The organism is Paracoccaceae bacterium (assembly GCA_019454225.1).
GTDB lineage: Bacteria > Pseudomonadota > Alphaproteobacteria > Rhodobacterales > Rhodobacteraceae.
Genome location: CP075370.1, coordinates 3,008,603 through 3,025,592, shown reverse-complemented (window position 1 = coordinate 3,025,592; position 16,990 = coordinate 3,008,603). Strand labels below are relative to the sequence as shown.

General features: G+C 70.4%; 18 protein-coding genes. 16 read left to right on the top strand and 2 right to left on the bottom strand.

Annotation, left to right across the window (positions count from 1 at the left end; genetic code table 11):
* Positions 1-67 precede the first annotated feature (67 nt).
* From chlG to KF887_14330, 5 genes are all read left to right on the top strand, one after another.
* On the top strand, positions 68-970 hold the full coding sequence (gene chlG / locus KF887_14350) for a chlorophyll synthase ChlG (protein ID QYK40587.1): 903 nt from the start codon (positions 68-70) through the stop codon (positions 968-970).
* Between the two features lie 64 nt (positions 971-1,034).
* Entirely contained in the window at positions 1,035-2,321 is a 1,287-nt protein-coding gene (locus KF887_14345; protein QYK40586.1) for a BCD family MFS transporter, read from the top strand.
* A gap of 4 nt (positions 2,322-2,325) precedes the next feature.
* Positions 2,326-3,519: a geranylgeranyl diphosphate reductase gene (locus KF887_14340; GenBank protein ID QYK40585.1), complete on the top strand. Its 1,194-nt coding sequence runs from the start codon at positions 2,326-2,328 to the stop codon at positions 3,517-3,519.
* Between the two features lie 17 nt (positions 3,520-3,536).
* A complete protein-coding gene (gene idi / locus KF887_14335) occupies positions 3,537-4,073 on the top strand; it encodes an isopentenyl-diphosphate Delta-isomerase (protein QYK43585.1) in 537 nt (178 codons plus the stop codon).
* Between the two features lie 69 nt (positions 4,074-4,142).
* Positions 4,143-4,607 (top strand): tryptophan-rich sensory protein, encoded by a 465-nt coding sequence (locus tag KF887_14330; GenBank protein QYK40584.1) that lies wholly within the window; start codon positions 4,143-4,145, stop codon positions 4,605-4,607.
* 7 nt (positions 4,608-4,614) lie between these two features.
* Here the strand turns inward: KF887_14330 and KF887_14325 are convergent, their stop codons facing one another.
* Together KF887_14325 and KF887_14320 are read right to left on the bottom strand one after the other, a co-directional pair.
* Positions 4,615-5,460 (bottom strand): carotenoid 1,2-hydratase, encoded by an 846-nt coding sequence (locus KF887_14325; GenBank protein ID QYK43584.1) that lies wholly within the window; start codon positions 5,458-5,460, stop codon positions 4,615-4,617.
* On the bottom strand, positions 5,448-7,037 hold the full coding sequence (locus KF887_14320; GenBank protein QYK40583.1) for an FAD-dependent oxidoreductase: 1,590 nt from the start codon (positions 7,035-7,037) through the stop codon (positions 5,448-5,450). The genes KF887_14325 and KF887_14320 overlap by 13 nt, the downstream gene beginning before the upstream one ends.
* 37 nt (positions 7,038-7,074) lie before the next feature.
* Here KF887_14320 and KF887_14315 point away from each other — a divergent pair, with 37 nt between their 5' ends.
* From KF887_14315 to pufM, 11 genes are all read left to right on the top strand, one after another.
* Positions 7,075-8,022, top strand: a complete 948-nt coding sequence (locus KF887_14315; GenBank protein QYK40582.1) for a polyprenyl synthetase family protein — start codon at positions 7,075-7,077, stop codon at positions 8,020-8,022.
* Between the two features lie 3 nt (positions 8,023-8,025).
* A complete protein-coding gene (locus tag KF887_14310) occupies positions 8,026-9,126 on the top strand; it encodes a methyltransferase domain-containing protein (GenBank protein ID QYK40581.1) in 1,101 nt (366 codons plus the stop codon).
* Positions 9,127-9,239: 113 nt separating this feature from the next.
* Positions 9,240-10,190, top strand: a complete 951-nt coding sequence (bchC, locus tag KF887_14305) for a chlorophyll synthesis pathway protein BchC (GenBank protein ID QYK40580.1) — start codon at positions 9,240-9,242, stop codon at positions 10,188-10,190.
* On the top strand, positions 10,190-11,191 hold the full coding sequence (locus tag KF887_14300; protein QYK40579.1) for a chlorophyllide a reductase iron protein subunit X: 1,002 nt from the start codon (positions 10,190-10,192) through the stop codon (positions 11,189-11,191). The genes bchC and KF887_14300 overlap by 1 nt, the downstream gene beginning before the upstream one ends.
* Positions 11,192-11,347: 156 nt before the next feature.
* Complete coding sequence (gene bchY / locus KF887_14295) at positions 11,348-12,817, top strand: chlorophyllide a reductase subunit Y (GenBank protein QYK43583.1); 1,470 nt, start codon at positions 11,348-11,350, stop codon at positions 12,815-12,817.
* On the top strand, positions 12,817-14,268 hold the full coding sequence (bchZ, locus tag KF887_14290; GenBank protein QYK40578.1) for a chlorophyllide a reductase subunit Z: 1,452 nt from the start codon (positions 12,817-12,819) through the stop codon (positions 14,266-14,268). The genes bchY and bchZ overlap by 1 nt, the downstream gene beginning before the upstream one ends.
* 22 nt (positions 14,269-14,290) lie before the next feature.
* Positions 14,291-14,512, top strand: a complete 222-nt coding sequence (locus KF887_14285) for a protein pufQ (GenBank protein QYK40577.1) — start codon at positions 14,291-14,293, stop codon at positions 14,510-14,512.
* 205 nt (positions 14,513-14,717) lie between these two features.
* Positions 14,718-14,867, top strand: coding sequence for a light-harvesting protein (locus KF887_14280; protein ID QYK40576.1), 150 nt, complete (start codon positions 14,718-14,720; stop codon positions 14,865-14,867).
* A gap of 13 nt (positions 14,868-14,880) precedes the next feature.
* Positions 14,881-15,054, top strand: a complete 174-nt coding sequence (locus KF887_14275; GenBank protein QYK40575.1) for a light-harvesting protein — start codon at positions 14,881-14,883, stop codon at positions 15,052-15,054.
* Between the two features lie 161 nt (positions 15,055-15,215).
* Positions 15,216-16,064, top strand: coding sequence for a photosynthetic reaction center subunit L (pufL, locus tag KF887_14270; protein QYK40574.1), 849 nt, complete (start codon positions 15,216-15,218; stop codon positions 16,062-16,064).
* Positions 16,057-16,980, top strand: coding sequence for a photosynthetic reaction center subunit M (gene pufM, locus KF887_14265; GenBank protein ID QYK40573.1), 924 nt, complete (start codon positions 16,057-16,059; stop codon positions 16,978-16,980). Before pufL ends, pufM begins: the two co-directional genes overlap by 8 nt.
* The last annotated feature ends 10 nt before the right edge of the window (positions 16,981-16,990 follow it).

The window sequence follows — 16,990 nt, the reverse complement described above, 5'->3', positions numbered from 1 at the left end:
AGGAAAAATTGACACCTGCGGCGCCAGCACCCTTGCCCGACTCGTGACTGTCCTGTTTACTTGACACATGACCGTATCGCTTGCCTTACAGTCGCCCCGTCGCCTGCCCGAACCCCGGGCCCTGCTGACGCTGCTGAAACCGATCACCTGGTTCCCGCCGATGTGGGCCTATCTGTGCGGCGTGGTGTCGTCGGGCGGCGACATCGCGGCGAACTGGGGGCTGGTGGTGCTGGGCATCGTGCTGGCCGGGCCCATCGTCTGCGGGATGAGCCAGGCGGCGAACGACTGGTGCGACCGGCATGTGGACGCGGTGAACGAACCGCAGCGCCCGATCCCCTCGGGGCGGATTCCGGGGCGCTGGGGACTGTGGGTGGCGCTGGCGATGTCGGTGCTGTCGCTGGCGGTGGGCTGGCAGCTGGGGCCCTGGGGGTTCGGCGCCACGGTGGCCGGGGTGCTGGCGGCCTGGGCCTATTCGGCCGAGCCGGTGCGGCTGAAGCGGTCCGGCTGGTGGGGTCCGGGGCTGGTGGGCCTGTGCTATGAGGGGCTGCCCTGGTTCACCGGGGCCGCGGTGATGGCGGCGGGGGCGCCTGCCTTCGAGGTCGTCACGATCGCCGCGCTTTACGCCTTTGGCGCGCATGGCATCATGACGCTGAACGATTTCAAGGCGCTGGAGGGGGACCGCCAGCATGGCGTGCGGTCGCTGCCGGTGGTGCTGGGCCCTGAGGTCGCGGCGCGGGTGGCCTGCACGGTGATGGGCATGGCGCAGGCGGTGGTGGTGCCGCTGCTGGTGATCTGGGGCAAGCCCTGGCATGCGCTGGCGGTGTTCGTGCTGCTGCTGGGCCAGATCGCCGCGATGCGCGTGCTGTTCCGCGATCCGAAGGGCCGCGCGCCCTGGTACAACGGCGTGGGCGTGGTGATGTATGTGGCGGGCATGATGGTATCTGCCTTCGCCCTGCGGGGGCTGGCGTGAGGGCCGGTTGCCCGCCCTTGCCGGTCTTGCGCCCGGGGTGCCCCGCCCGCCGCGGGGGGGTGCCATGCTGAGCTGGCTGTCCATTGCCCGGCTGGGGCTGGTGCAGATGAGCCTGGGGGCGGTGGTGGTGCTGATGACCTCCACCCTCAACCGGCTGATGGTGGTGGAACTGGCGCTGCCGGCGGTGCTGCCGGGGCTGCTGGTGGGGCTGCACTATGGCGTGCAGCTGTCGCGGCCGGTCTGGGGCTATCGCAGCGATACCTCGGGGCGGCGGACGCGGTGGATTGTCGGCGGCATGGCGATGCTGGCGGCCGGAGGGCTGGCGGCGGCCTGTGGCGTGATGGTGATGGCGGGCGCCTTCTGGCCCGGCCTTGCGCTGTCGGTGCTGGCCTATGCGCTGATCGGCGCAGGGGTCGGGGCATCGGGCACCTCGCTGCTGGCGCTGCTGGCGACGGCGACCCATCCGCGCCGCCGTGCGGCTGCGGCCACGATCACCTGGCTGATGATGATCTTCGGCATCGCGGTGACGGCCACGGTGGCGGGCCGGTTCCTGGACCCCTACACGCCACTGCGCCTGGTCGAGGTGGTGGCGGTGGTCTGCGCGGGCGCGGTGGCGCTGACCGCGCTGGCCGTCGCGGGGATCGAGGCGCGGGTGTCCGCCGCCCCGTCCGAGGGCCGCCCGATGCCGTTCCGCCAGGGTCTGGCCGAGGTCTGGGCCGAGCCGCGCGCGCGGGCCTTCACGATCTTCGTGTTCCTGTCGATGACCGCCTATTTCATGCAGGAGCTGATCCTGGAACCCTATGCGGGCCTCGTGTTCGGGCTGACCCCGGGCGAGACCACACAACTGTCGGGCGCGCAGAACGGCGGCGTGTTCCTGGGCATGCTGGCCGTGGGCATCGCGGCGACGGGGCTGGGCATCGGGTCGCTGCGGGTCTGGGTGGTGGCGGGGTGCCTGGGTTCGGCGGCGGCGCTGGTGGTGATTGCCGGGCTGGGCGGGGGCGGCGGCGCGCTGATCGTGCCCGCCGTGGTGATGCTGGGCCTGTTCAACGGGATGTTCGCGGTGGCCGCCATCGGGTCGATGATGGCGCTTGCGGGCGAGGGTCGCGGCGCGCGCGAGGGCACGCGGATGGGCCTTTGGGGTGCGTCGCAGGCGATCGCGGCGGGGATCGGCGGGCTGACGGGGGCCGCAGCGGTGGACCTGCTGCGCCACCTGCTGCCCGATGCGGCCGCCTTCGGGGCGGTGTTTCTGGCCGAGGCGGGGTTGTTCCTGGTCGCGGCGCTGATGGCTGTGCGGGTGCTGGTGCCCGCCGGGGGCCGCGCCCCGCATGCGGCGATGGTGCCGGGGGAGTGACGCCATGACATATGACATCTTCGTTGTGGGCGGCGGCCCGTCGGGGGCGACGGCGGCCGAGGATGCGGCGCGGGCCGGGGCGTCGGTGGCGCTCCTGGACCGCGCCGGGCGCATCAAACCCTGCGGCGGTGCCATTCCGCCGCGCCTGATCGCGGATTTCGCCATCCCAGACAGCCAGATCGTCGCCCGGATCACCACGGCGCGCATGATCTCGCCCACCGGGCGGGCCGTCGACATCCCGATCGAGAACGGGTTCGTCGGCATGGTCGACCGCGAGCATTTCGACGAGTTCCTGCGCGACCGGGCCGGACAGGCCGGGGCGGTGCGTCTGACCGGCACCTTCCTGCGGGTCGAGCGCGATGCCGAGGGCACGCATGTGGTCTGGCGCGACAAGGCAACGGGCGCCGAGCGGCGCACCGCCGCGCGCGTGGTGATCGGCGCCGACGGGGCGCGGTCGGCCGTGGCGCGGGCCGAGGTGCCGGGCGGCCGCGACATCCCCTATGTGATCGCGTATCACGAGATCATCGCGGCGCCCGTGGCGGGGCGCGCGGCGAATGCCGACTATGACCCGCGCCGCTGCGACGTGATCTATGACGGCCGGATCAGCCCCGATTTCTATGGCTGGGTATTCCCGCACGGGGACCATGCCAGCGTCGGCATGGGCACCGAGAAGGATGGTGTCGACCTGAAGGAGGCGACGGCGGCGCTGCGCGCGATGTCGGGCCTGACGGGATGCGAGACGATCCGCAAGGAGGGCGCGCCGATCCCGCTGCGGCCGCTGGACCGCTGGGACAACGGCCGCGACGTGGTGCTGGCGGGCGATGCGGCGGGGGTGGTGGCGCCATCCTCGGGCGAGGGGATCTATTATGCCATGGTGGGCGGCCGGGTGGCGGCCACCGCGGCGCTGGCCGTCCTGCGGTCGGGGCGGGCCCGCGACCTGGCGCTGGCACGCAAGCTGTTCATGAAGGAGCACAAGACCGTCTTCAAGGTCTTGCGGTCGATGCAGGATGCCTATTACAGGTCGGACGAGCGCCGGGAACGGTTCGTGAGCCTTTGCCACGACGTCGACGTGCAGCGCCTGACGTTCGAGGCCTACATGAACAAGAAGCTGGTCGCGGCGCGTCCGCTGGCGCATATCAAGATCGGGCTGAAGAACCTTGCGCATCTGACGCGCCTCGTGTCGCCGGTCTGGACATGAACGCCCCCTTTCCCGGCATGATCGCGGCCTGGCTGGACGGGCGGCTGGTGCCGATGGACAAGCTGGAGGTTCACGCGCGCGGGCTGCGCCATCCGGCGGTGTCGGTCTTCGTGATGCGTGGGTCGCGCGTGCTGATCCAGCAGCGCGCGCTGTCGAAATACCATACGCCGGGTCTCTGGGCGAACACCTGCTGCACCCATCCCCACTGGGGCGAGGAGGCGGGTGCCTGCGCCCGCCGCCGCCTGCGCGAGGAACTGGGCATCCGGGGTCTGTCGGTCGCCCCGGCCGGTCAGGTGGAATACCGCGCCGAAGTGGGTGGCGGGCTGACCGAGCACGAGGTGGTGGAGGTGTTCACCGCCGAGGCGCCCGAGGGCCTGGCGGTGGCGCCGAACCCGGCCGAGGTCGCGGCGGTGGACTGGATCGACCTCTACGACCTGGCCGCCGAGGTGCAACGCCACCCCGCGCGGTTCACGCCCTGGCTGCGCATCTACCTGACCGAGCACATGGACCGGATCTTTGGCGCGCTGTCGCCAGCGGTGGGCCGCGCGACCTGAGATGCTGCCATCTGTTGCCCTTCGGTTGCGGGGTGCCAGGTTCACCCTGCCTGACCGGAGGACGCCATCATGGACTGGGGCCTGTTCCTGACCTTCCTTGCCGCCTGCGGCGCGGCGGCCGCCACGGGGGCGATGTTCGAACCCGGCGCCTGGTACGACAGGTTGCGCAAGCCGGTCTGGACGCCGCCGGGCTGGGTGTTTCCGGTGGTCTGGACGATCCTCTACATCAGCATGGCGGTGGCGGCGGCGCGGATCGCGGTGCTGCCGGGGTCGGGGCAGGCGCTGGCCTTCTGGGCCGCGCAGATCGCGTTCAACACGCTGTGGACGCCGGTGTTCTTCGGCCTGCACCGGATGGGGGCGGCGATGGTGGTGATGGGGGGCCTGTGGCTGTTCGTGGCGCTGACGACGGTCAGCTTCTGGCTGCTGGATCCGGTGGCGGGCCTGCTGTTCGCGCCCTACCTGGTCTGGGTGACCGTGGCGGGCGCGCTGAACCTGGCGGTGTGGCGGATGAACCCCGGCACGGCTGCGCGCTGAGCGCGCATCAGCCGGGCGGAAAGGTCCAGCCGGCGCGGCGCGGCACGCGGACCGCGAGCATCGGCATCAGCCAGGGACCACGGAACCGGCGCAGGTCAAGCGCCTCGTGCACGCCGGTGGTGGGTTCGCCGTTCAGGACGGTCCGCACCAGCGCACGGGAATAGAACGGCGCCTCGAGCATCGCCATGACCTGCCGGGGCCGGGTGCCGGGATCGGCCCGGGTGCGGCGCGCGATGCCCCAGAGCGTGCGCGCCATCGCCGTGTCGGGCGGGGCATCGGCGATCTCGGTCGCGGTACCGTCGGGGGCGATGTGCAGGCCCAGCGCCAGGCGCGACCCGTCGCGGCGCCGCGCGTCATAGAAGCAGGCGGCGCCGGAGGCCAGCGGGTAGCGCCCCCAGGTCCAGGTGTCGAAATCCGCCTCGAGCGCGCGGCTGCCGAAGTTGGCATCGAAATAGCCGTGCCCCTGCCAGCGGTGGCCCTGCGACAGGGCGACATCGATTCGGGCCACCGGGGCGAAGGGGCGCCAGCGGTGCGCGCCGTCGGGGGTAAGGTCGACGCTGGCCGTGGTCAGGGCGGCGGGGGTCAGCACGATGCGCCCGCACACCGGCGTCACCATCGGCGGGGCGCCCCATTCGTCGATCTCGATGACCAGCCTGCCGTCCTGCCAGGCCAGCGACGAGGGGCCGACGGTGAAGCTGTGGTCGCTGCGGCGCAGGGCGGCGCGGCCCCGGTCGGTCATGGTGAAGCGGCCGCCCGGGCCATAGGTGGCGACGTTGATGCAGACATGGTTCTCGGGGTCGCGCCGCCCGGACCAGCGGTACCAGGGCGAGAACACCGAGCCTATGAAGGCGATGACCGAGACGGCGCGGGTGCCGCAGTCGGAGACCCCGTCGACATACCACCAGGCATAGCCGTCCGGCCCGACCGGGACGGAGAAGCAGGGGCCATCAGCACGCCCTGCGCCGCGTTCCATCCCGACCGCGCCGCCATCGGCACGCCCGCCCCCGGATGCACCCCCCCGCCGCAGAGCCACAGTCCGGCCAGCCGGGTCGCCACCGCCGGGCGCCGGAAGCTGGCCGTCAGCCCGTGCGGCGACAGGCCGTAGATCGCCCCCCCGCTGCCCGGGAACATCCGCGCGAAATCTGCCGGTGCGGCCATCGTCGCCAGTTGCGGTTCGGGGTCGAAGGTCAGCCCGTGGCTGGCCAGGGTGTCGCGCATCATCGCGTGGCATCGGCGGTCCTCTTCCGGTGTGGCGGCGGTGCCCGCCGGCGCGTTCAGGATGATCTCGAACCGCTCGGCGCGGCCCGGCGGCGGCGGCGCGGCGGCGCGGTCCTGGGCACAGACATAGAAGGATGCGGCCTCGGGCGCCTGGCCGCGCCGCAGCGGCGCGAATTCGGCCTGCGGGTCGGGGGTGAAGAACACGTTGTGATAGGCAAGGTCGGGGCCGCGCGGGATGGCGGCAAAGCTCCAGACCCGGGCCGACAGGCTGCGGGGCTGCGTGGCGCCGCGGGGCAGGGCGGCCTGTGCCGCCGGGCCCAGCAGCCCCGCAGCCAGCGCGGCGGGATCGCCGTTGAACACCACATGATCCGCAGGAAGCTGCGTGCCGCAGGCCAGGTGCACGCCCGACACATGCCCCCAGTGCTCGGCGATCCGCACCGCCCGCGCGCCGTGGCGGAACTGCGCGCCCCGGTCGCGGGCCAGGTCCGCCAGCACCTGTGCAAGCCGGTGCATCCCGCCCTCGACCGCCCAGACCCCTGCCGCCTCGGCCTGCCAGATCAGCGACAGCACGGCGGGCGAGGCATCGGGGCAGCCGCCGACATAGGTGGCATAGCGCCCGAACAGCTGGCGCAGGCGCGGGTCGCGGAACTGCAGCGCCAGCCAGCGCGCCAGCGTCATGCCCGGCGCCAGCATCGGCCAGAGCGCGGGCGCCACCAGCGCGGCGCGGGCCAGCGCGGCGGGCGACAGCCGGGCCGACTGCATCACCGGCCCGTCGAAGGCGGCATAGGCCAGCCGGGTGCGGGCGTCGAACCGCCGGAAATCCGCCACGGCCTGCGGCCCGGCGAAGGCGCCGATGGCCTCGGCGCTGCGGGCGGGATCGGTGAACAGGTCCAGGGGGCCGGTCCCCGGCCACCAGTGCCGGGCGATGCAGTCGAGCGGGATCAACCGCAAGTGGTCATCGAGGGCGGTGCCCGCATCGGCGCAGAGCGCGTCGAAGACGCCGCGCATCGTCAGGACGGTCGGCCCGGCATCCACCGGACCCGCAGCACTGGGGACCGTGCGCATCTTGCCGCCCGGGGTCGGTGCGGCCTCGACCACGGTCACCTCGCAACCGGCCGCCGACAGCCGGAGCGCTGCTGACAGGCCGCCGATTCCGGCGCCGATCACCACGACACGCCGGCCGGTCGCGGCAGCTATTGCGGGCCTGTCCATGGCGGGAGTGTTGACTCGCCGACCCTGTCTGTCCAGTATGAATTACACATTGGTGTCCAAAATATCTGACACATCAGGAAAGGCCGTCCCCATGACCGCGCCGCCCGCCACACCCGCGCTGATCGAGGCCCGCATCGAGGCGGCCATTCTTGGGGCGCTTGACGCGGCCCGCGGGGCCGACGCGCCGCCCCGCCTGACGGCGGCGCTGCCCTATGCGGTGCTGCCCGGCGGGGCGCGGATCCGGCCCACGATCCTGACTTCGGTCGCCCTGGCCTGCGGCGACGATCGCCCGGGCCTGACCGATGCGGCGGCGGCGGCGCTGGAACTGATCCATTGCGCCAGCCTCGTGCATGACGACCTGCCCTGTTTCGACGATGCCGACACCCGGCGGGGCAAGGCCACGGTGCATCGCGCGTTCAGTGAACCGCTGGCCGTTCTGGCGGGCGACAGCCTGATCATCCTGGCCTTCGACACGCTGGCCGCTGCCGCCGGGCATGATGCCGCCCGCGCGCTGGGGCTTGTGCGGATCCTCGCGGCGCGCAGCGGCATGCCGGGCGGGATCTGCGCCGGGCAGGGCTGGGAAAGCGAGACGCAGGTTGACCTGCGGGCCTATCACCGCGCCAAGACCGGGGCGCTGTTCGTTGCGGCGACCCAGATGGGGGCGCTGGCCGCCGGCCATGACCCCGAACCCTGGCAGGAACTGGGCGCCCGCATCGGCGAGGCGTTCCAGGTGGCCGACGACCTTCGCGACGCGCTTTACGATGCCGAGACGCTGGGCAAGCCCGCCGGGCAGGATGCCGCGCATGCCCGCCCGTCAGCGGTGTCGGAACTGGGCGTGCCCGGGGCGATCCGGCATCTGCGCGACATCCTGTCGGGTGCCATCGCGTCGATCCCGTCCTGCCGGGGCGAGGCGATGCTGGCCGCGATGGTGCGCAAGTATGCCGAACGGATGACGCCGGTCGCGCCCGCCGTGCCGCGCGGCTGACCGATGGTCAGCCTGCCTGACACGCGCCTGCCTGCCGCGTCGCCGGGCCTGGTGACGCGGCTGATGGGTTCGCGGCGGTTCCAGGCATGGGCGGCGCGCATGCCGCTGTTGTCGCGCGTCGTCCGGGCCGAGGGCGCGGCGATGTTCGATCTGGTCCAGGGCTTCGTGCGCAGCCAGGCGCTGATGGCGCTGGTCGAGCTTGACCTGCTGCCCCGCCTGACCGTGCCCCGGTCGCCCAGCGACCTTGCGGGACCTGCCGGGCTGACCGAGGACCGGATGCAGATGCTGCTGCAGGCGGGGGCCGCGCTCGGCCTGCTGCGGCGGATGCGCGACGGACGGTTCCGCCTGTCGCATCGGGGCGCGGCCTTCCTCGGGGTGCCCGGCCTGTCGGCGATGGTGCGCCATCATGCGGTGCTCTACCGCGATCTTGCCGATCCCGTGGCCTTCCTGCGCGGCGAGACGGCGCCCGAACTGGCGCGATTCTGGCCTTATGTCTTTGGCGCCGGGGCGGCCGCCGATCCCGAGACTGCCGCGCGCTATTCCCGCCTGATGGAAGACAGCCAGACGCTGGTGGCCGAGGATACGCTGCGCCTGGCCGATCTGCGGGGCGTGGCGCATCTGATGGACGTGGGCGGCGGCACCGGCGCATTCCTGCGGGCGGTGGCGCGGGCGCACCCGGGGCTGCGGCTGACGCTGTTCGACCTGCCCGCAGTGCTGGACGCCGCGCGGCTGCCGCCGGGAATCGCCCGTGTGCCGGGCAGTTTCCGCGACGATGACCTGCCGCGCGGGGCCGATGCGATCAGCCTGGTGCGCGTGCTCTACGACCATTCCGATGCCACGGTCGCGGCGCTGCTGGCGCGGGTTCACGCGGCCCTGCCGCCGGGCGGGCGGGTCATCGTGTCCGAGCCGATGTCGGGCGGAGCCCGGCCCGATCCGGCGACGGATGTGTATTTTGCCTTCTATTGCGCGGCAATGCAGACCGGCCGCACCCGTTCGGCCGAGGCGATCGCGGGGCATCTGGCGCTGGCCGGGTTCACCGGCATCCGCAGCCACCCCGGCCCGCGCCCCTTCGTCACATCGACCGTCGTCGCGCAGCGGTCGTGACATCCGTATGTCTAATATAGTTGACAGTATGTGATGTAAGCCTAAACTGACACTTAAGCGACCCGGCCGACTCCCGCCATGGGGAAAGGGGGCGCCGTCGCAGGAAGAACACGATGGAAACCACGGCCGTCATCCTGTCCGGCCCCAAGGCGCTCGCGCTCGGGGGGCTGACGCTCTCCGAACCGGGCCCTGCCGATCTGGTGGTCGAGATCGACCATTCCGGCATCTCGACCGGCACCGAAAAACTGTTCTGGTCCGGTACGATGCCGCCGTTTCCGGGCATGGGTTATCCGCTTGTCCCGGGCTACGAGGCGGCGGGGCGCGTAGTGCATGCCGGGCCCGACAGCGGCTTTCGCGGGGGTGAGACGGTCTTTGTTCCGGGCGCCAACTGCTTTGGTCCGCGCGACGGGTTGCCGGTGCGGGGCCTGTTCGGTGGTGCGGCGCGGCACCTGGTGACGCCGGCCGCACGCGTGACGCGGATCGAGGCGGGCATGGGGGCCGAGGGTGCGCTGCTGGCGCTGGCCGCGACCGCGCGCCATGCCCTGGCCGGGTTCGACACCGCGCTTCCCGACCTGATCGTCGGCCACGGCGTGCTGGGCCGCCTCTTGGCCCGGCTGACGCTGGCCGCAGGGGGCGCGCCGCCCACGGTGTGGGAGGTGAACCCCGACCGCCGCGCGGGCGGCGATGGCTACCCCGTCCTCGACCCCGAGGCCGATTCCCGCCGCGACTATCGCGCCATCTATGACGCCTCGGGCGCCGAGGGGCTGCTGAACAGCCTGATCGGGCGCATCGCGAAGGGCGGCGAGGTGGTGCTGGCGGGGTTCTATACCCAGCCGATCTCGTTCGCCTTCCCCCCCGCCTTCATGAAGGAGGCGCGCATCCGCATCGCCGCCGAATGGACGCCCGAAGATCTGACCGCGACGCGCGCGCTGATCGGCGCGGGCGCGCTGTCGCTGGACGGGCTGATCACGCACCGCGCCGACTGTCGCGATGCGCCCGCCGCCTACGAGACCGCGTTCACCTCACCCGCCTGCCTGAAGATGATCCTGGACTGGAGCCACTGATGACCGACGTGCCCAACCTCAAGGACTTCGATGCACGGCTGCGCGCCGAGGCGGCCGAGGAGCCGACGCTGGAGGTTCCGCAGGATCCGCCGTCGAAGAAGACCCAGATCATCGCGATCTACGGCAAGGGCGGGATCGGCAAGTCCTTCACGCTGGCCAACCTCAGCCACATGATGGCCGAGATGGGCAAGCGCGTGCTGCTGATCGGCTGCGACCCCAAGTCCGACACCACCAGCCTGCTGTTCGGCGGCAAGGCCTGCCCGACGATCATCGAAACCTCGACCCGCAAGAAACTGGCGGGCGAGGAGGTCAAGATCGGCGATGTCTGTTTCAAGCGCGGCGGCGTGTTCGCGATGGAGCTTGGCGGGCCGGAGGTGGGGCGCGGCTGCGGCGGGCGGGGCATCATCCACGGCTTCGAGCTGCTGGAAAAGCTCGGGTTCCATGACTGGGACTTCGACTATGTGCTGCTCGATTTCCTGGGCGACGTGGTCTGCGGCGGGTTCGGCCTGCCGATCGCGCGGGACATGGCGCAGAAGGTGATCCTGGTCGGATCGAACGACCTGCAGAGCCTTTATGTCGCCAACAACGTCTGTTCGGCGGTCGAATACTTCCGCAAGCTGGGCGGCAACGTCGGCATCGCAGGCCTTGTGATCAACAAGGACGATGGCACGGGCGAGGCCGCGGCCTTTGCCGAGGCGGTGAAGATCCCGGTGCTGGCCGCGATCCCGCAGGATGACGACCTGCGCAAGAAATCCGCGAACTATCAGATTGTCGGCTCCTACGAAAGCCAGTGGGGCCCGCTGTTCGCGCAACTGGCCGAGGCGGTGGCCGGGGCGCCCCCGGTGCGGCCGCGGCCGCTGACGCAGGACGGGTTGCTGGGGCTGTTCTCGGCCGAGACCACAGGCGCGGATTTCGTGCTGACCCCGGCATCCGATGCCGACATGCGGGGCAAGAACGCGGTGCTGAAGGCATCGCTGGAAGTGGTGTATGACGATGCTTGATCTTCGTGCCCTTTCTCTTCTGGACCAGGCGCTTGCGCGGCTTTCCTCAGGCGAGGGCGGCAAGTGACGGAAGTGGCCTATGACAGCGCGGGCGACACGGGGCTGACCACGGTCGGCACCATCGACGCGGGCCCCGCCGCGACCCCGGCGGATGGCATGGGCTGTCATGCGGGCGCGGCCGAAATGGCGGCGGCGGCGCGGGCCGCCGGGCAATCCGAGATCCTTGACCGCTATGCGAAGGACTATCCGCAGGGCCCTCATGACAAACCGCAATCCATGTGCCCGGCCTTTGGCAGCCTGCGCGTCGGGTTGCGGATGCGGCGGGTGGCCACGGTCCTGTCGGGCAGCGCCTGCTGTGTCTATGGCCTGACCTTCGTCAGCCATTTCTACGGCGCCCGGCGGTCGGTGGGCTATGTGCCCTTCAACAGCGAGACGCTGGTGACCGGCAAGCTGTTCGAGGACATCCGCGAGGCGGTTCACGAACTTGCCGATCCCGACCGCTATGACGCGGTGGTGGTCACGAACCTCTGCGTGCCGACCGCCAGCGGCGTGCCGCTGCGGCTTTTGCCGAACGAGATCAACGGTGTGCGGATCGTGGGCATCGACGTGCCGGGCTTCGGCGTGCCGACCCATGCCGAGGCCAAGGACGTGCTGGCCGGCGCCATGCTGGCCTATGCGCGCGCCGAGATCGAGGCGGGGCCGGTCGCGGCGCCCGCCGCGGGCCGGTCGGACCGGCCGACCGTGGCGCTGCTGGGCGAGATGTTCCCCGCCGATCCGATGATGATCGGGGCGCTGCTGGCGCCGATGGGGCTGGCGGCGGGGCCGGTGGTGCCCTGCCGGGAATGGCGCGAACTTTATGCCGCGCTGGATTCGGCGGTCTGCGCGGCGATCCATCCGTTCTACACGGCGGCGGTGCGCGAATTCCGGGCGGCCGGGCGGCCCGTGGTGGGCAGCGCGCCGGTCGGCCATGACGGCACGGCGGACTGGCTGCGCAACATCGGCGAGGCGCATGGGGTGTCGGCCGGGCAGATCGCGGCGGCGCAGAACGCCTTTCTTCCGGCCATCCGGGGCGCCCTTGCGGCGAACCCGGTCCGCGGGCGCATCACGCTGTCGGGCTACGAGGGGTCGGAACTGCTGGTGGCCCGGCTGCTGATCGAGTCGGGCGCGGAAATCCCCTATGTGGGCACCGCCTGCGCCCGGTCGGAGTGGTCGGCCGCCGATCGCGACTGGCTGGAAGCGCGCGGCGTGACAGTGCGCTACCGCGCCAGCCTCGAGGACGACCTGGCGGCGATGGACTGCTTCCGCCCCGATCTGGCCATCGGCACGACCCCGGTGGTGCAGAAGGCGAAAGAGCTTGCGATTCCGGCACTTTACTTCACGAATCTCATCTCGGCCCGGCCGCTGATGGGGCCTGCCGGGGCCGGCTCGCTGGGGCAGGTGGTGAACGCCGCCATCGCGGGCAAGACCCGGATGGACGGGATGCGCGCGTTCTTCGAGGGTGTGGGCACGGGTGATGCCGCTGGCATCTGGGAAGGCGCGCCGAACCTGCGCCCGGACTTCCGCGCGCAGCACCAGAAGAAACTCGACAAGGCCGCGAAGGCGGCCAGGGCCGAGGACATGATCTGATGCTGATCCAGGATCATGACCGGGCGGGCGGATACTGGGGGGCGATCTATGCCTTCTGTGCCGTCAAGGGTTTGCAGGTGGTGATCGACGGTCCCGTCGGCTGCGAGAACCTGCCGGTGACATCGGTGCTGCATTACACCGACGCGCTGCCGCCGCACGAGCTGCCGATCGTGGTGACGGGGCTGGGCGAGGAAGAACTGGGCCGCGACGGCACCGAAGGCGCGATGCGCCGGGCGTGGAAGACGCTCGACCCCGCGCTGCCCGCGGTGGTCGTCACCGGCAGCATTGCCGAGATGATCGGCGGCGGCGTGACCCCGATGGGCACCAACATCCAGCGGTTCCTGCCCCGCACCATCGACGAGGACCAGTGGCAGTGCGCCGATCGCGCGATGACCTGGCTGTTCACCGAGTTCGGGCAGACCAAGGGCCGCATGCCCCCCGAGATGAAGCGCCAGCCGCAGGACAAGCCGCGCGTCAACATCCTGGGGCCGATGTACGGCGTCTTCAACATGGCGTCGGACCTGCACGAGATCCGCCGCCTGGTCGAGGGCATCGGGGCCGAGGTCAACATGGTGATGCCGCTGGGCGCCCATCTGGCCGAGATGCGGCATCTGGTGAATGCGGACGTCAACATCTGCATGTACCGCGAATTCGGCCGTGGCCTGTGCGAGGTTCTGGGCAAGCCCTACCTGCAGGCGCCCCTGGGCATGGACAGCACCACGCGCTTCCTGCGCAAGCTGGGTGAACTGCTGGGCCTGGACCCCGAGCCCTTCATCGCCCGCGAGAAGCACAGCACGCTGAAACCGCTGTGGGATCTGTGGCGGTCGGTGACGCAGGATTTCTTTGCCACGGCGTCGTTCGGGATCGTGGCGAACGAGACCTATGCGCGGGGCATCCGGCACTACCTTGAAGGCGACCTGGGCCTGCCCTGCGCCTTTGCGGTGGCGCGGGTGGCGGGGCAGAAGACGAACAACGAGGCGGTGCGCGCGATGATCCGCAAGGACCGCCCGCTGATCCTGATGGGGTCGATCAACGAAAAGATGTATCTGGCCGAGACGCGGGCAGGCCACGGGCCGCAGCCGGTGTTCATTCCGGCATCGTTTCCCGGAGCCGCGATCCGCCGCCACACCGGGACGCCCTTCATGGGCTATGCCGGGGCCGTCTACCTGTTGCAGGAGGTCTGCAACGGCCTGTTCGACGCGCTGTTCCACATCCTGCCGCTGGGGTCCGAGATGGACGCGGCGGCGGCCACCCCCGCCACGCTGCGCCGCGACTTCCCCTGGGATGCCGACGCGCAGGCCGAACTCGACCGGATCGTGTCCGGCCATCCGATCCTGACCCGCATCTCGGCGGCCCGCAACCTGCGGGACGCGGCCGAGAAGGCCGCGCTCGACCAGGGCGCCGAACGGGTCGTGCTTGAAACCGTTGCTGCGCTGCGGCGCGGTGGCTGAACGCAATCGAAAGGGAGGGACCATGACCGATTACAGCATCGACATTCCCAAGGGCCGCGCCCGGCGCGCGGGGGCCGTGGAATACGCGATCTACTTCGCGCCGGTCTTCGTGATCGCGCTGCCGTTCAGCCTTGCCGTCTGGGCCAGCTATCCGCTGCGCAAGGGGCGGCTGCCCGACGAGGGGCCGCTGGCCCGCGCGCTGAAGGATGCGCGCGGCATCGTGGCCCAGATCATCCGCGTCTGACGGCGCGACCCTTTCCGGGCCCCCCGGGCCCGCCTGCGGCATCCGCAGGAACCGACCTTCGCCCCGCGCCCGGGGCAAGACTCCCCCGGTGACGGGGGTCCCGATCCGCCCCTTTCCCGGGGGCGGGTGCAAAGACCGGGCAATCCGCCCGGGCATACCCCGGCCGTGGGGAACGCGGCCTCAGTCTGACCATCCGGAGGGTAGTATGGCTGATAAATCCGACCTGAGTTTCACGGGTCTTACCGACCAGCAGGCTCAGGAACTGCACTCGGTCTACATGAGCGGGCTCTGGCTGTTCTCGGCCGTGGCCGTTGTCGCTCACCTGGCCGTGTTCATCTGGCGTCCGTGGTTCTGAGGGAGAACGAGACATGTCCAAGTTCTACAAGATCTGGCTGATCTTCGATCCCCGTCGTGTGTTCGTGGCGCAGGGCGTGTTCCTGTTCCTGCTCGCAGCGATGATCCACCTCGTCCTGCTGTCGACGCCCAGCTACAACTGGCTCGACATCGCGGCGACGAAGTACAACCGCGTCGCGGCAGAGTGACCAAGGGCCAACGCCGCGGGCGGGCCTGACGGTCCGGCCGCGGGCCTGACCCCTGCCTCCGGGGAAATCCCGGGGGCGGGGGCTTAGCGACACCAAGTCTTATCCCGGGCACGGGCCCGCGTCCCATCGGGATGCGGCCCAAGGACAGCGGAGAGGGAAGCATGGCACTGCTCAGCTTCGAACGAAAATACCGCGTGCCGGGTGGCACGCTGGTCGGCGGGAATCTGTTCGACTTCTGGGTCGGCCCTTTCTACGTCGGCTTCTTCGGCGTCACGACGTTCTTCTTCGCGGCGCTCGGAACCATCCTGATCTTCTACGGGGCCAGCCTGCAGGGCACGTGGAACCCCTGGCTCATCTCGATCAACCCGCCGCCCATCGAATACGGGCTGGCGGCGGCCCCGCTGCGCGAGGGCGGCCTGTGGCAGATCATCACGATCTGCGCGCATGGCGCCTTCATCAGCTGGGCCCTTCGCGAGGTGGAAATCTGCCGCAAGCTGGGCATGGGCTATCATGTGCCCTTCGCCTTCGGCTTCGCCATCCTGGCCTATACCACGCTGGTCGTGATCCGGCCCGTGCTGATGGGCGCCTGGGGATATGCCTTCCCCTACGGCATCTGGACGCACCTCGATTGGGTGTCGAACACGGGCTACACCTACGGCAACTTCCACTACAATCCCGCCCACATGATCGCCATCACGTTCTTCTTCACGACGTGTCTGGCGCTGGCGCTGCACGGGTCGCTGATCCTGTCGGCGGCCAATCCGGTGAAGGGCAAGGAAGTCCGCACCCCCGATCACGAGGACACCTATTTCCGCGACCTGATCGGCTATTCGGTCGGCACGCTGGGCATCCACCGCCTCGGCCTGCTGCTGGCGCTGAACGCGGCCTTCTGGTCGGCGGTCTGCATCGTGATCTCGGGCACCATCTGGTTCGATCAATGGGTCGTCTGGTGGGACTGGTGGCTGGAGCTGCCGTGGTGGGCCGGCATCGAGGGAGGCGTAAATGGCTAACTATCAGAACATCTTCACCCAGGTGCAGGTGCGGGCCGCCCCCGAGATGGGCATGGTCGAGGATGTGGAACTGGACAACCGCACCCGCGGCGCCGGTTTCTCGACCCTGCTGGGCTGGTTCGGAAACGCCCAGCTCGGGCCCGTCTACCTGGGCGCCATGGGGGTGATCAGCCTGGCCACCGGCCTGATCTGGTTCACGATGGTCGGCGCCTGGTACTGGCATCAGGCGGGCTTCAACCCGGCCGTGTTCATGCGCGACCTGTTCTGGTTGTCGCTCGACCCGCCGGCGCCGGAATACGGCCTGCGCTTCCCGCCGCTGGCCGAGGGCGGATACTTCCTGATCGCCTCGTTCTTCCTGCTGATCAGCGTGCTTACCTGGTGGGTCCGCACCTGGCTCCGGGCCGAGGCGCTGGGGATGGGCAAGCACGTCTGCTATGCCTTCGCATCCGCGATCTGGCTGTTCCTGGTGCTGGGCCTCATCCGCCCGGTGCTGATGGGGTCGTGGTCCGAGGCGGTGCCCTACGGCATCTTCACGCACCTCGACTGGACCAACACCTTCAGCCTCACCTACGGCAACCTGTTCTACAATCCGTTCCACGCGCTCTCGATCGCCTTCCTCTACGGTTCGGCGCTTCTGTTCGCGATGCACGGGGCGACGATCCTCGCGGTCTCCCGCTTCGGCGGCGACCGGGAACTGGAACAGATCTTCGACCGCGGCACGGCATCCGAGCGTGCCGCCCTGTTCTGGCGCTGGACCATGGGCTTCAACGCCACGATGGAGGGCATCCACCGCTGGGCCTGGTGGTTTGCGGTGCTGACCACGCTGACCGGCGGGATCGGCATCCTGCTGACCGGCACGGTCGTCGACAACTGGTACGTCTGGGCACAGGAGCACGGCTACGCGCCGATGCAGTAAGGGGGAAACC